Genomic DNA, 14904 nt, shown 5'->3' with positions numbered 1-14904 from the left:
ACCACTGTCTTGCTTCATTCTGCAAGCCCTGCCAGTCTCCAGAACGCACGAAAAATCTGATACAGGAATTTTTAGACTCCACGAAGCATTTCGTGGTCCAGAAGTCGTAAGTGAGACGGTACATGTTTCATTTTCTTGTGAATACGTTTAGAGGATGATATAATGATGGCATCAGACCGAACCGGAAACCGATGGAAAATCTCCGGCCAGGATAGAAAAAATAGGAGAAACACATGCATAAATACAGCCTCCAGAAGAAAATCTTTATACTGTCTTTATTCTTTATGCTGATTCCTCTGATCGCATTTACCGCCTTCAACATCTTCACTTCCGTAAAAAAAGTAGAAGAAAATTACCGCAGCAGCCTGATCTTCGGAATGAAAAAAATCGGCTCTGTAACGGAGATGGTCTTTGATGATATCGATGAAGCCTCCCTGTTCATACTCGTAGACCCGGATATCAAAAAGTTTTTGAAGGGACAGACCGGCAGTGAAAATGCATATGAAAGCTCTGTGCAGATGGGAAAGATCTACAACAGCCTGAACTATCTGAAAAATACAAACGATTCCATCCAGTCGATTCAGATCGCAGGCAAAAACGGCCAGATTCTGGCAAACGGCTACTTTCCGCAGAACATCACGGACAAGGATTGGGAAAAGGCCCGGCAGTTAAACGGGCAGTCCTATTGGGACGTGGAAGAAAGTGAAGGCATCGTGGATGGAGCATTGGAAAAAAGGATTTACCAGTGCAGGCTGCTCCGAAATCCGGACAATACCCAGGAGACGATCGGCCTGGTAAAAGTCTATCTGAATACATCCGCATTGAAAGAACTCTTTTTAAACAGCGAGATGAACGCAACAAGCTATTTTATCATAGACGAAAAAGAAAAGATACGCTATGCATCCATTTCAGAGGGTGGGCCGGAGTTATCTGAAGACCTGGTCTCATATGAACAGTTGTACCGGCAAAATGGAGGCATTTTAACAGTCTATGGAGAAAATCACTCGAAGCTTTTCGCCGCCCCGCATTATCTGGGAGACAGCGGCTGGATCGTTTACAGCCTGTCAGAACCTGTTGCGGTAAAAGCCCAGCTCTGGGACAGCGTAAGCCAGCTTCTCATCCTGGCCGTACTCTGCTTTACCTTTTGCTTTTTGATAGCACGCATCATTTCAAGGAAGATGAGCCGGCCCCTGGAAAATATTGCAGAACACATGAAGCTTTTGGAGGATCAGCAGTTCTCCGCTCGGGTCCGGGTAGATGGGAACGATGAGATCAGCTTTCTTGCCCGCCAGTTCAATGCCATGGCAGAAAAGATCCAGTCTCTGATCGAGGAGGTTTACCTGGTAAATCTCCGGAGAAAAGAACTGGAACTCCGTTCCCTCCATGCACAGGTGAATCCGCATTTTCTCTATAATACTCTGGACATGATCTATTGGACCGCAAAAATGGAAAACGCACCGGAAACAAGTGATATGATCAGTTCGCTGTCCTGCTTTTTCCGGCAGGCTCTTTCCGGAAAGGATGAATTTACATCCGTGGAAAATGAGATCGAGCATCTCCGGTATTATATCATACTGCGGCGGCAGAGCAAACGGCCTTTTGATTTCAGCCTGGACGCAGAAGAGGGCCTTCTTTCCCGCACAGTCGTTAAGCTTGTATTGCAGCCCTTAGTGGAAAATGCGATCCTGCATGGCATACAGGATATGGAGCATGGAAAGATCGAGGTGAAAATATTTGCATCCGGAGAGGATATCGTATATACCGTCACGGATAACGGCCGGGGAGTGGACATCCTGGACATGAATCTGCTGCTGATGCATACCGGAAAAGACAACCGGGGATTCGGCATAAAAAATATCAATGACCGCATTCAGCTGATCTATGGAAAAGATTACGGAATCCATTTTGAAAATATCCCTGAGGGCGGTACGAAGGTGACGGTCATTCAGCCTGGAAAGGAGGGCGGGCCACATGATCAAATTGATGATCGTAGATGATGAAGTTAATATCCGCAGAGGATTACGAGAGTATATTTCCTGGGACGCATGGGAGATCGAGCTGGCCGCCGAGGCGGAAAATGCGGAATCAGCGCTGCGTATCGCAATGCATGTCAGGCCGGATATCCTGCTGACAGATATACGGATGGACCGGATGGATGGAATCGAGATGACCCGCCGGCTGAAGGAAATGCTTCCTGAACTGAAAGTAATCCTTCTGAGCGGATACAGCGACATTCCATATCTGCAGGCCGCACTGCGGCTAAAAGCCGTAGAATACCTGCTGAAGCCTGCGGGGGCAGATAAGATCATTGAAGCTGTCCTGAAAGCAAAAAAGGAGCTTTTGGACGAACGTCAGAAATGGCAGGAAAATCTGAAGCGTGATGCCTTCCTGGATGAAAATATCCCCATCATCCAGATGCATTTTATCAATGAGCTTATGAACGGCAGCATCACAGAGCTGAAACAGATCCAAAAGAAATCGCAGCTTCTGGAGATTCCGATGTCCGGCCCCGTCTATAGGGTAATGCTGGCAGATACAAGAGGCACCTTATTTGACGACGGATACCGGTCCGGGCAGGAACTGGATATGAACTTCTGGCAGTTTATGCAGAAGATCAATCAGGTGATCCGGAATTATAACGATGTTTTCTGGTGTGAAACCGGAGACGCCCCTTTTCTTTTTCTGGTGAATGCCGAAAACCAGGACGATTCCGCAGGAAAGTGCCAGTCTCTGGCTTTGGAACTGCTGGGCACGATCACAGCCTGCGGCACAGAGCAGGTTTACATCGGAATCGGATCGCCTGTAGAATCTCCTGTGGATCTCTGCAAGTCCTTTATCTCTGCGGAAAATGCGGTTCTGTTATCCGCCTGGGAACCAGACAGACACATTTGTTATGTTTCTGAAAAGCCGTCCATGGATGAAACGCCGGAATACCTGTCCGGAAAAGAGAGGGAGATCATCACGGATCTGGCTTCCGAACGTTACGAAAAGGCGTTGGCCGGTTTTGAAAATCTGTTTGAAAGCTACAAAGAATTACGGATGGATTTTCGGAAGGTAAAGAAGTTCTGTGATCAGCTCTGTCTGTTTGCCATGCATCTTCCTTCCAGAGAATCCGCCAAAGAAACGGCCCAGGTTCCGGTCGTTGATGAATTTCGGGACGCCATGGAGCTGAAAAGCTGGATGCTGCAGTTTCTGCAGAGAAAGTTCAGCGGACAGGAACCGGTTGCCGCGCAATATTCAGAGCTGACCCAAAAATCCATTCGATATATGCAGGCCCACTATTCGGAGGATATCACTTTAAAATCACTTTCCAAGATCGTATTTGCCTCACCCAACTATCTTGGACGCGTATTTTTTTCTGATGTGGGCTGCCGGCTGGGAGACTGGCTTAACCGGTATCGGGTAGGCCGTGCAAAGGAACTCCTGGTTTCCACGGATAAAAAAACCTATGAGATCGCGGAAGAGGTCGGGTTCAGCGGCTATAAATATTTCTCCGTCTGTTTTCTGAAATATACCGGCTGCAGCGCGCGCGATTACAGAAATAAATATAAAAACCCTTTCAAAGAAAGTGAAGCCGGAAGTTAACCGGCTTCATTTTTTCTATTATATACAGTATGGTATTGAATTTTAGGATAAAGTGTTGAATTGAGGTATCAATGATCAACGAAAAACAGAATGCAGGAATAAAAAATATGGTTTTAAAGATATTATCAGTAAAATTATAGGTTTTATAAAAAGTGACAGACAGGTAAAATAACTATATCAAAGCAAAAAAAATTCCAGCTGTGCGGTTGGATGCTCTTTGAGCATCCATCCCACCTCATTCATTCGTAAAATCCGTGCTTCGCACTTTTGTGCCTGCTAACGCAGTCACATTTTACTCATTAATGAGGTAGGTTGCTAATCCGCGGTCGCATTTTCATTGCAATAAATTGCATAAAAATGTGACTGCGGATTGCAACCGTACAGGTGGAAAAAATTTCACACGCAAAGGAGGAACATGATGAGAAGAAAAGGAAAACGTTTCATAAGTGCAGGGCTGAGCCTTCTGCTCTGTCTTGGAATGGCAGCATGCGGAAATACCCAGACCGGGGATGCACAGAAGGAAACGCAGGGAAACGAGGCGGAAGATAACGAAAAGCAGGAAAAGCCAGAGTTGGTATTCTGGGAACTTCCATACGGGCCGGCTGATACGTATGAGCCTGCCCTGCTGAAAATCATTGATGAGTATAATTCCGGCGGACACAGCGCTACAGTCAGACTGCAGATGCTGAGCTGGAGCGGATTTATGGAGCAGTACCAGACCTCGATCGCAGCCGGTTCGCCTCCGGATATCACATCTTCTATCTCTTACCGGATCGCAAATTGGATCGAAGCCGGAGAGGTACTGGACATTACAGATATCGTGGAAAAATGGGAGCAGGAGGACGACGAGGTTCTGGATGATTTTCTGCCCGGAACGATCGATATCGGAAAAAAAGACGGCAGATATTATGCACTTCCTTACGTTACCAACGGAACTACCGTTTACTACAGGACTGACATCCTGGAGGATGAGCTTGGATTCAACGACCTGGATCAGCCGGTCACATGGGAAAAGCTGTTTGAGATGTGCGAAGCCATAAAACAGAAATACAACGGCGATATCATCCCATTTTCTTTCTGCACTCTGGATCAGAACAGCAGCAATGCCATGATCAATGTCCTCTTTTCCAATGGCACAAGCTGGATCAATGAGGAAGGAACCGGCGGCGCCCTGGATGATCCGAAAGCGCTGGAATGTATGGAATTTTTTAAGACGATGAAGGAAAACGAATATTTTCCGGAAGGAATGGTCACTTACAATCAGGCTGATCTAGAAAAACTGTATCAGTCCGGAAAAGTCGCAATGGTGTGGAACGCCCCCGCCTCTCATGTGGCGGCAAATGAGGAGTTGATGTCAAAGACCCGGATGATGGGACCTATTGTAGGACCAAGCGCGGATGACCCCCGTTATGTCATGCGTACCGGAGGCATCATGGGATTTGCTCAGACAAAATATCCTGAGGAGACCAAAGAATTTATTGAGTGGTTTACGAAAAATAATCTTGGCGTATTTACAGAAGGGCACGGCGGACTGCTTCCATTAAGACAGAGTTACTTTGAAGATCCATTTTTTGAAACAGACTGGGAGATCGGAGAATATTCGAAGTATACGGATTATTATGAAGAGCTGATCTGGCCTTCGCCCTTCAGTCCAGCAGCAACAGACCAGATCCTGATGGAAAATATCATCGGCCAGCCGGTAGAAGCACTTTTGATGGGGTCCTCAGACCCCAAGGGAGACCTGGCGAAAGCACAGGAAGCTATAAATAACGTGTTCGAAAGCTATAACAGCAATTAGGCCGTATCATCGGAGGGAGATATGAAAAACAAATCAAACCGAAGAGAACGGGAGAAAAACCTGTTTGGATATAAGCTCCTGCTTCCATCCACAGTATTGTTTCTGTTTATCAGCGTGTATCCGCTGCTGAACGGGATCTGGATGAGTTTTACAAACCGGAACCTGATGCGGCCGGAGCAGACGAAATTTGTTTTCCTGGAGAATTATATAAAGCTGTTCCGCGACAGTGAATTTTTAGGAAGCCTGGCTTTTACACTTGTATACACAACGCTTGTGGTATTGATATCCTATGTTATCGGGCTGGCCCTTGCGCTTGCCTTAAACCGGGATATCCATGGACGCGCGGTCTACAGGACGATTTTTCTGCTGCCGTGGATCATCCCCTCTGTTGTAGCAATGACAAACTGGTCATGGATCTTAAATGACCAGTTTGGATTTATCAATACCTGCCTGGAAAAACTGCATCTGATCGACCATCCTGTTTTATTTTTAGCGGACTACCGGTGGATCCGGCCGATGGTCATCCTGATCTCTGTCTGGAAGGCGATGCCGTTTATGATGATCACGCTGCTTGCAGGGCTGCAGAGTGTGCCGCAAGAATTATATGAGGCGGCATGCATGGACGGGGCCGGAAGCATACGGATGCTGAGAAGCATCACGCTGCCGCTTATATGGCCGGTTTCTTTTATATCCGTCACGCTGAATTTTATCTGGACGATCAATAACTTTGAAAACATCTGGCTTCTGACCGGCGGCGGTCCGAACGGGCATACATTTACCCTGCCGATCTATTCCTATTATACTGCGTTTTACCGGCAGAACCTGTCCTATGCGGCAGCCATCGCCACAACGCTGATCATCTGTATGCTGCTTACTGCCGCGGTCTTTCTGCTCATACGCCGGATATGCAGCAGGGAAGGCCGGAAAGGAGAAGTTTCAATATGATGCACAGAGGAAGAAAGAAAACCGCCGTCGATGCCGTACTCTATATTGTACTGACCCTGTTTGCACTTTTGTATTGTCTTCCGATCATCGGGATGGTCGGAACTGCTTTTAAAGGAGACGCCGAGGCGCTTTCCAATACTTCGCTGCTTCCTGCGAAGCCTGTACTGGATTCTTTCGTAAAGGTCCTGGAAGGTGATTTTATTATGACGACCATGAACAGCCTGAAGATCGGGGTGATCGTTTCCTGCATCTGTGTGGTTCTGGCCTGCTTTTCAGGGTACGCACTCTCCCGGTGCAGGGGAAAGCTGTTCGCACTGTATGGAAGCGGCGTCACGGTACTGCAGATGTTTCCCATGATGCTGATGATCATTCCGCTGTTCCTGATCTATAAAAATCTGCACCTGATCGATACACATATGTCTCTGATCCTCAGCTATACGTGTCTGAACCTGCCGTTTTCAATCTGGCTGATGAAAGGCTTTTTTGACACTGTGCCCTATGAGCTTGAGGAATCGGCGTACATAGACGGAGGCGGAAGATTTCACACGCTGGTAAAGATCATTATTCCGGTGTCGCTTCCCGGAATCGCAACATCTGGTATCTTTACTTTTTTAAATGTATGGAATGAATATACATTTTCAAATACCTTTGTAAAAAATCCGCAGCTGGCAACGCTTACCGTCGGGCTGCAGGAATATCTCTCCCAAAATTCAAATTCCTGGGGGCAGATGATGGCCGCATCTACGATAGGGATCATTCCCTCCATCCTGTTTTTGCTTTTGGCGCAGAAGTATTTGATCCAGGGAATGACATCGGGATCCGTGAAAGGATAGTGAAACATGAGAGAAAAGACAATATCGATTTTAGATTCGTTGAGTTGGAACGTCCAGCCTGAGCCGGGGCTGGTCAAAGGGGAATATTACAGGGAAGAAGGATGGTTTACGCCGCATCCGGGAGGCCCGAAGGATTTTTATGGAGTCATGGAGGCGGTCTGGAAAAACGGCAGTCTGCAGATGGTCGAATTTAATGAATTTAATTCGCCGGTCTATTACATCCGCAAGTATCAAAATGCAAACAAACGGTATTCTGATTACGCATTTCTGCAGGCGTCACGCGAACGCACGGCTTCTACCAGGGTCGTGCTTGTTAATGGAATGAGACATATGGAGGACCAGATGCTGCGCGAAAACCGCCTGGACGGACAGTTCGACCTGCTGACCGGAGCGTCCAACAGCATCCGGGAATCTATGCTGGTCCTGGCCGAAAAGATCAGCAGGAGGCTCGGCACACATTCAAACGGAGATTACTACGGGCTCGCCCGTCCCGTCGGGGGCGGGATCACGGGGAGGCTGCAGGTCGTCATAGAAAATGGGCGGATCGTTTCCTGCTTCTATGATGAGATTTTCGCGGATTCCCCGGATGATATAGAAGAAGAGGAACTAAAGCCATATTACAGGCAGTCCAAATATTATTCCCTGGATTATGTGTCTGATTATCCATGCGGTTTTAATGCTCTGTTCGATATGTGGAAAGAGCATGTGATCGAATGCCAGGATCTGCTCGACCTGAACGGACTGCGTTTTTCCGAAGGCGAATTTTTCAGGCGTGCCTGGGGAAATTACATGAAGCTGGCGAAAGAAATGTGGGCGGAGCTGGAAAAAGACTGCGCTCTGAAACAGACTACGTAAAAGAAAGGTATATCACAGAAATGAAACCGGTAAGCCATACTTTCTTTTTGTATAATACGATCTGTTCCGCCGCCATCTATGATGAGCGGGACGATGCTGAAATGCTTTTACGTGAAATCAAAAAGCGGGCCATGGACATACGCAGAATGCTTGATTTTTATGATCCCGAATCCGAGCTTGGGAAATTAAACCGCGGGCACCGCACCGGAATCCCGAAAAGGGTATCAAAGGAACTCTGTACCTTCATTATGCATTTACTGGATTTTTCCGAAAAAAGCGGCGGATGCTTTGACCCCTCTGTGGGTCCGGCTGTCAAGTTATGGAATATCCCGTCGCAAAATCCCCATGTTCCAAAAAAGCAGGAGATCGAACGGGTTATGAAGCAGACTGGAACCTCTCATATATCCTGTGATGAGAAGGAATGTACGGTCACCTTCTGGAAACCGGGAATGCAGCTGGATGCCGGCGCCGCCGGGAAGGGGTATGCGGTCGGGAAAGCGGTGGAATATCTGAGAAGCTGCGGTGTCAGTTCGGCGGCTGTGAATTTCGGCGGAAATCTTTTTGTCCTTGGCCGGAAGCCTTCTGCAAACGGCGCTGAAAGGCCGTGGAAAATCGGAATCCAGTCCCCGTGGAAGCACTATGCCAGGAACCTGGGGACTTTGAGTCTGGAGGACTGCGGTGCGGCAACTTCCGGCGGATATGACAGATTTTTTACGGAAGAAGGAAAAGTATACCACCACCTGATCGACCCGAGGACCGGATATCCGGCGGACAATACGCTGGACAGCGTAACTATCATCTCCCAAAATGCATTTTATACGGATCTTTTGTCAACCGCCTGTTTTATTGCGGGTGAAGAGTCTGCCGGGCAGATATGCAGGAGTGTGGACGTCAATGCAGGATATGTTCTGGTTAAAAAAGACGGTTCGGTCATATTGTCCGAGAATGTAAAAGGGCGTTTTCAGCCGGAAGAGCGGCGGATGACCTGTGAAAAAAATGAGGAGGATAACACGAATGGAAACACAACAGATTATGCCATGGAATGAACGGGAAGAGGTATCATGGCTCAAATATACGGTACAGCCACCCCTGGGATATTTAGAAGGCAGTTATTACCATGCCGAAAGGAGATTCGGCAAAACAGACTGGTCCGACGGGCATCTGGGGGAACTGACCGTAGTAAAAGGGGATGACGGCAGCATCCTATTCGCGGAATTTAACGAAACCACGATGGAAGGTTATTATAACCGTTATTTTGAAGGCGCGGATAAAAGGCGTTCCGATTATGGGATCTGGCAGGCATCCGTACCAAGGCAGGCGGCGGCCGGAGTTGTCTTAACAGACGGACTGCTGCATGTTGAAAAGCAGATTTTGTCCCGGCAGTCACTGCGAGGGGATTTTGACATGCTGACCGGAGCGTCCAACAGTATGCGCGGACTGCTTCCCCTTGTAAAAGAGCTGGCTGGAAAAATTGACATGGATTCTGACAGCCGGTACTACAGCGCCGCGGAAGATTTTGGGTACGGGATCACCGGATGGCTGCAGGTTGTCGTCAAAAACGGAAAGATCGTCTCCTGTTTCTATGATGAAATCTTTGCAGATACACAAGAAGATATCTGGTATCCGGAATTGAAGAGATATTACCGCCAGTCAAAATATCATTCTCCTTGTTTTGAAGAGCCCAATATACCAGGATGGCAGAATCATGGATTTTTTATCGGATTCCGCAAACTGATGGACATGCTCAACGAGCGTGTTACAGAGAGCCAGGATCTTCTGAACATCGACGGATTAAAACATACGGACGGCCAGAATATCGGCGCGGTCTGGGACCGGCACGCAGAAAATGAACGGCCGGTCGGCGGCTGCGGTGCACCAGTCCGCTATCCGGTCTGGGATAATTATTTAAAGCTCGCAGAGCAGATTCAGAACAATATAAAAAAGACAGTATAACGGGATTCCCTTGAGTATACTGTGCAGATCAGTTACAAATCAGGAGGTAAGAATGTGAAAAATTTTGTGACAGAAAGCAGGATCTTGAGTAGGACTGAGATTTCTCTTGCAGGCAGAAACTACGCGGAATTTGAAATTGCCGGAGACATCACTTTTGAACCGGGCCAGTACCTGATGCTCCGAACAAATACTTGTAAACATGCATGGCCCTGTCCGTATCCTCTGATCCGAAAAACAGAACACGGCGCGTCAGTGCTTGCGGATACCCGCCAGGATCTGTACCAGTGCTGGGAAGGAGATACCATACAATATTGGGGGCCGCGCGGGACTTCACCGGCAGAAAAAGATTCTCTGCCCGTACTGGCCGCCGAACCGGCCGCATATTTTCTTTTGTATCCCTTCCTGACTGCAGGGCTCTGCAGAAAGCTGTTGATTTTTGACACCGATGGAAATGCCTTTGAGCCAGACGATCAAATCTCCGCAATGCGCTTTTTGAATATCCCCTGTTCGGAGCAGGAAAAAATTTCCGGCGAATTTTCCGTGGAATGCTTTCCGGATCTCATCCAGACTGCAAAAGCCGCGTTGAAAGAACCGGGGCGCGTCATCCTTGCCCTGAATCCCAAAAATGCGGAAGCCTTTGCTGAGCATACACCTGACGGGCAAAAAGATTCCGTCTTTTTATACATCAGCAATAAGAAGGCATGCGGAATCGATAGCTGTAAAGGCTGCTACCTGCACGACAGGGACGGCGGCATGGGAATCAACGTATGCTGTAAGGGTCCATTTATGCCGTTAAGCATGATTGATTTTGAAAAAGACGGAAAAAGTTTGGAGGAATTTATTTCCGCGAAGTAACGAGCCCAGCAGCCATACCTGCATGGATATACTAGAAGGCTTCTGGAAATACTCTATTTCTTACAGGGAGGTAAAAATGGCAAATTTAAACGTGAGATTACCCATACCGCATGGGGAACTCGTATTGAAAAATCCTATCATGTCAGCGGCAGGAACATTCGGCTATGCCGCAGAATATGAAAAAGCAGTAAACTTAAAGCACCTTGGGGCGATCGTACCAAATTCCATGGCGATTACAGACGGACAGCCCAGCACGGCAAAACGCTTCTACCAGTCAGAACATGGTTTTATCAGTTCTTTCGGAGCAAATAATCTGCCGTATCAGACATTTCTGGACGAAATACTACCCCGTCTGCCTTATGAGGAAACACCGGTCTTTCTGGATCTGAAAGCATATGACCTGGATGAATTGACGGGATTTGTATCTATTCTCTCGGAAGTAAAGGAACTGGCCGGCCTGGAGATCAATCTGAACTGTCCGTATGGCAACCCTTCCGTTCCGTCTTATTGGAAAACCAGGGAGAGTCTGGAAGAAATGGTAAGAAAGGTGAAAGCTGCCGCCGGAGATAAGATTCTGTGGTTTAAGGCGCCTACCGCAGAGTATCCGCCGGACGAGATCGTTTCGATCGTACAGGAAAACGGCGGGGATGCTTTTGTAAGCTTCAATGCGATCGGCGGATATGCGATTGACATTCATACGCGCAAATTCCGATGCGGCAATTGGGGCGGCGGCGGATATTCCGGTCCCGGCATCAAACCTTATGCCCTGATGTGCGCGCATAATTCCAGCAAGCACGCCAAGATCCCGGTCATCGGCGGCGGCGGGATCGTATGTGCCGCAGATGTACTGGAATATATCATGGCCGGCGCGCATGCCGTACAGATCGGTTCCGCCAACTTGATGCGGCCTGATTTTATGGAACGGCTTCTGGAGGAGCTGGAGGCTTTGATGGATCAGATGAATATTAAATCCCTGGATGAGATCCGGGGGTGCGCAAAATATTCTTGAGTCCGGATCTGCCAGTGAACAAAGAGTTTCGCTTGCGAAACTCGCGGCAGCGGCTCATGTAGTGTCTCATTCACTTTCAGGCAAGTTATTTTGACGAAATATGAATGAGGCACTGCATGAGCCGCCTTTATTGTTCTTTTCTGTTTACACGGTCCGGATGCTGTATTGCAAAAACCATGGCAATATTCCCGCCGTCTGAAAAGCCGAGCAGATGCGCCTTATGGATTCCGTGTTCATCCATGAAATACAGCAGATCCTCCGAAAACTGCCGTATTGTGAACGGCCTGCTCCCTCTCGGCGTTTTTCCATGTCCGCGGGTGTCGATCGCATATACGTGATAGTGCCTGGAAAGCTCACCGATCTGCCCCTGGAAATAGCTGCAGTCCTCTCCGTTTCCGTGAAGCAGGATGATCGGATCGCCCTGGCCCTTTTCTATGAAAAAATGCTGAATATCCATGTTGAAATCACTCCCTAAGTCCCCGTCTATATTTCGGACTATCGTAAATATGGCACGATGACATCATAAAACTTCTTGCTCCACTCTGCATGGAATTTTGCCATCTGAAGCCAGTCTGTTTCGTTTTCAATGCTGACTTCGTTAATCTGGTATGAAATCTTTGATGCCTTAATATCATCTCCGCGGCTCCAAAGCAATTGAACGCCCAATGCCTTTTCGATATCGTCCTTGTGCCGGATGACAGCATCAAAAGCTTTCTTATTTTCTTCCTTCTTTGATCTGCCAAAATACAGCTCAACTCTGGCTGAATCATAATTTGCAACACAGCACAGGTTGAATCCACTGATCCCAAAAAATCCGCCTATCCAGTTTCCTTTTGGCGGATTCACATTGCTGAACGAGCCGCCGTCTCTGTGAGCCTGCTTGATGAAATCTAATGCATATGTCCAATATTTTCTGCGAAGTTCGTATCTTGTACCAGCTTCTTCCTCAGCGCCTTCATTTTCATCACGGAGGTAGAATAGCAAATCTGTCGGATCCGCATCATACAATTTGAACACTCTGCTTAACACAGACCGTTTGCTCTGTGTATCTGTGTTTGTCAGCACATAAATGCCGTCGCCAATCTCAGCACTCTTCAAAAAATCGGATTCATTCATGCTGAAATGCTGGGCGATATTATCATCCGCAGATACTGCAAGCTTTGTAATGACACTCTTTTCTTCAGCATAAAGAATCTGTAATACTTTCTGGAACATTTCCACCCAGCTTGCTACAGGCTGTTCTATATTCTTATAGCTAAATCGTGTAATCAATCTTCCGCTTAAATTCATATCATCATCAAGCGTATAGGAATCCAGCTGCTTTTCCTCCGGCCTGAATTCTGTTGATGGCTCCGCCCATATTTCAAGAGCACGTCCCTTGAGGTATTGACTGCGCTCTTCCATTTCTGCAAGTGTCCATTTTTCCTTCCTCGCAATATACGTATTCATACGAATGCCGCTGTCTTCGAAGCCATTTTTCATGGTCTTCTTTTCCTCAAATGTGCTGTTTTTATATTTGGAATTGTAGGCGCTCAGTGTAAGATTTGCAATTCTGTGCAGCCATGTCTCATGAATCTGCCGGAAATCATCGCCTAATTCTTTTACCCATGCCGGCGTTAAATGCTGCGGCATAATATGTTCAATCGAATAGATTCCGTCATCATAGTGGCTGTATACCTCTTTATCTTCCGCAGTGCCGTAATTCTCCAGGCGTTCTAAAATGTAAATCTTGTTCTTGCTGTTCATCTGATAAACCGGCCTCTCAATAAAGTGAGCAGCAAATTCATCGTCATCCGGGAATCGAGTCCTTTCTTTTTTGGAGAGAAGCGCATATTTGAACTTTTCAACGTAGTCTGCATCAGTACCATCGTATCGGATGATCTCTCGATGAAGCAGCAAAAATATTTTATTCAGTGCATTTGTAGGCAGATCGCAAATAGTTCTTCTGAACAGGTAGCTTTCAGTGATCAAAAACACATCGGTTGCCTGAGAAATGTCCTGTTTACCTTCGTCGCATAAACGCAGCACCTCAAGGAAAAATGGTCTGGTGACAGTTGTTTCCAATCTGTTCAATCTCTTAATACAGGCATCCAGTGTCTTATCCCTGGCACTGCCATTCAGCAAGATCTTATAACGCTTTGCATAAGCCAGCAAATCCTTAAGATGTTCTTCTGTGCTCAAAGAGGACGGCTCCACATATCCCTTGAAACTGGTATAAATCTTTTTCTGAGACGGAATAGTCAGCTGCTTAATACTGAGGTAATCTCTCACAAATGAACTCACATCATACTTGGTACATTCTTCAATACGGTTCCAATACTTTTCGTAATACTCATCCTGCTCTTTTGCCGGAAGACCCATTAAAATGAAATTTCTTATTTTATCACCTTCACTCAGGTCAAGACCTGTGGAGTTGAGGCTCTCAAAAATCAGCTGTGGATTATCTTCATTATTTAAAATAATATTGATTATTTCCAGACTGCAGACAGCGTCAAACAGCTCATCAATCGTGATCTCCTGCTTCTGGATCCTGTCGTAGAAATAGTTGTAATTCGTAGTCAGATTCGATCCTCTGATGTGCTCATCCGCACAAGCAAACAGCTTTCCAAGTGCCTTCTGGTCATTTTTAACCGGCTTCAATTTGATACGCGTTTCCTGCGGCTGATATTTATCAACAAGGAAATCTTCATAAATCTGCTTTCCGAGAGAGAGATCTTCCGGTATGACGATGTCATTTGAAATTAAATGATACATTGCTAAAAGCAGCAATGACACTGTCGTTAATCTCTGCTGTCCATCAATCACAAGGAATTGGGTATTTCTTCCGGAAGGCTCATAAACAGAAACTAAGCTTCCGAAGAAATGGCTTCTTCTATTGTTTTTAACTACTTTTATAAGGTCGTCGTAAAGCTGTCTGCAATTTTCAGTCTTCCAGTCGTAGTTACGCTGATAAACAGGAATAATGAAGCGTTTCTTCGATCCTTCCATATATTCGATCAATCTGCATTCTGAGCCTTTCATTCTGTCTCATCTCCTTAATCCAATGCTTTCGGCCGGGCTTCTCTGTTTTT

The 14904-nt window shown here is 46.8% G+C and carries 12 protein-coding genes; 10 read left to right on the top strand and 2 right to left on the bottom strand.

The genetic code is table 11. The features are described from left to right. Positions 1–233 precede the first annotated feature (233 nt). The 10 genes from EBB54_RS26990 (at position 234) to EBB54_RS26950 (ending at position 11833) form a co-directional block, all read left to right on the top strand. Positions 234–1997 carry a sensor histidine kinase gene (locus EBB54_RS26990; protein ID WP_125129736.1) on the top strand — a complete coding sequence of 588 codons (1764 nt, stop codon included), beginning with the start codon at positions 234–236 and terminating at the stop codon, positions 1995–1997. Further along, positions 1972–3585, top strand: a complete 1614-nt coding sequence (locus EBB54_RS26985) for a response regulator (RefSeq protein ID WP_125129735.1) — start codon at positions 1972–1974, stop codon at positions 3583–3585. The genes EBB54_RS26990 and EBB54_RS26985 overlap by 26 nt, the downstream gene beginning before the upstream one ends. 415 nt (positions 3586–4000) lie before the next feature. Next, positions 4001–5383: an ABC transporter substrate-binding protein gene (locus EBB54_RS26980; RefSeq protein ID WP_243127832.1), complete on the top strand. Its 1383-nt coding sequence runs from the start codon at positions 4001–4003 to the stop codon at positions 5381–5383. Between the two features lie 21 nt (positions 5384–5404). Beyond that, complete coding sequence (locus EBB54_RS26975) at positions 5405–6328, top strand: carbohydrate ABC transporter permease (RefSeq protein ID WP_125129734.1); 924 nt, start codon at positions 5405–5407, stop codon at positions 6326–6328. Beyond that, positions 6325–7161: a carbohydrate ABC transporter permease gene (locus EBB54_RS26970; protein WP_243127831.1), complete on the top strand. Its 837-nt coding sequence runs from the start codon at positions 6325–6327 to the stop codon at positions 7159–7161. Before EBB54_RS26975 ends, EBB54_RS26970 begins: the two co-directional genes overlap by 4 nt. A 6-nt stretch (positions 7162–7167) precedes the next feature. After that, a complete protein-coding gene (locus EBB54_RS30460; protein WP_162307215.1) occupies positions 7168–8016 on the top strand; it encodes an FMN-binding protein in 849 nt (282 codons plus the stop codon). Between the two features lie 47 nt (positions 8017–8063). Further along, positions 8064–9062: an FAD:protein FMN transferase gene (locus EBB54_RS26965; RefSeq protein ID WP_162307214.1), complete on the top strand. Its 999-nt coding sequence runs from the start codon at positions 8064–8066 to the stop codon at positions 9060–9062. Further along, positions 9031–9969, top strand: coding sequence for an FMN-binding protein (locus EBB54_RS26960; protein ID WP_125129732.1), 939 nt, complete (start codon positions 9031–9033; stop codon positions 9967–9969). Before EBB54_RS26965 ends, EBB54_RS26960 begins: the two co-directional genes overlap by 32 nt. A gap of 54 nt (positions 9970–10023) precedes the next feature. Continuing rightward, positions 10024–10824, top strand: a complete 801-nt coding sequence (locus tag EBB54_RS26955; protein ID WP_125129731.1) for a hypothetical protein — start codon at positions 10024–10026, stop codon at positions 10822–10824. A gap of 76 nt (positions 10825–10900) precedes the next feature. After that, positions 10901–11833 (top strand): HisA/HisF-related TIM barrel protein, encoded by a 933-nt coding sequence (locus EBB54_RS26950; protein WP_125129730.1) that lies wholly within the window; start codon positions 10901–10903, stop codon positions 11831–11833. A gap of 127 nt (positions 11834–11960) precedes the next feature. On the opposite strand, the gene EBB54_RS26945 is transcribed toward EBB54_RS26950, so the two are convergent. Further along, the gene (locus tag EBB54_RS26945) at positions 11961–12290 is read right to left on the bottom strand and encodes an alpha/beta fold hydrolase (protein WP_125129729.1); all 330 of its coding nucleotides are present in this window, start codon (positions 12288–12290) and stop codon (positions 11961–11963) included. A gap of 38 nt (positions 12291–12328) precedes the next feature. Then, entirely contained in the window at positions 12329–14854 is a 2526-nt protein-coding gene (locus EBB54_RS26940) for a DUF4268 domain-containing protein (protein ID WP_125129728.1), read from the bottom strand. Positions 14855–14904: the final 50 nt, after the last annotated feature.

This window comes from Schaedlerella arabinosiphila (assembly GCF_003885045.1).
Lineage (GTDB): Bacteria > Bacillota > Clostridia > Lachnospirales > Lachnospiraceae > Schaedlerella > Schaedlerella arabinosiphila.
The sequence above is the reverse complement of the archived record's forward strand: the minus strand, read 5'-3'. Positions and strand labels throughout refer to the sequence as shown.

Coding starts and splice junctions, on each gene's coding strand:
- EBB54_RS26990 (WP_125129736.1), top strand. CDS start 234: ATGCATAAATACAGCCTCCAGAAGAAAATCTTTATACTGTCTTTATTC.
- EBB54_RS26985 (WP_125129735.1), top strand. CDS start 1,972: ATGATCAAATTGATGATCGTAGATGATGAAGTTAATATCCGCAGAGGA.
- EBB54_RS26980 (WP_243127832.1), top strand. CDS start 4,001: ATGATGAGAAGAAAAGGAAAACGTTTCATAAGTGCAGGGCTGAGCCTT.
- EBB54_RS26975 (WP_125129734.1), top strand. CDS start 5,405: ATGAAAAACAAATCAAACCGAAGAGAACGGGAGAAAAACCTGTTTGGA.
- EBB54_RS26970 (WP_243127831.1), top strand. CDS start 6,325: ATGATGCACAGAGGAAGAAAGAAAACCGCCGTCGATGCCGTACTCTAT.
- EBB54_RS30460 (WP_162307215.1), top strand. CDS start 7,168: ATGAGAGAAAAGACAATATCGATTTTAGATTCGTTGAGTTGGAACGTC.
- EBB54_RS26960 (WP_125129732.1), top strand. CDS start 9,031: ATGGAAACACAACAGATTATGCCATGGAATGAACGGGAAGAGGTATCA.
- EBB54_RS26950 (WP_125129730.1), top strand. CDS start 10,901: ATGGCAAATTTAAACGTGAGATTACCCATACCGCATGGGGAACTCGTA.
- EBB54_RS26945 (WP_125129729.1), bottom strand. CDS start 12,290: ATGGATATTCAGCATTTTTTCATAGAAAAGGGCCAGGGCGATCCGATC.
- EBB54_RS26940 (WP_125129728.1), bottom strand. CDS start 14,854: ATGAAAGGCTCAGAATGCAGATTGATCGAATATATGGAAGGATCGAAG.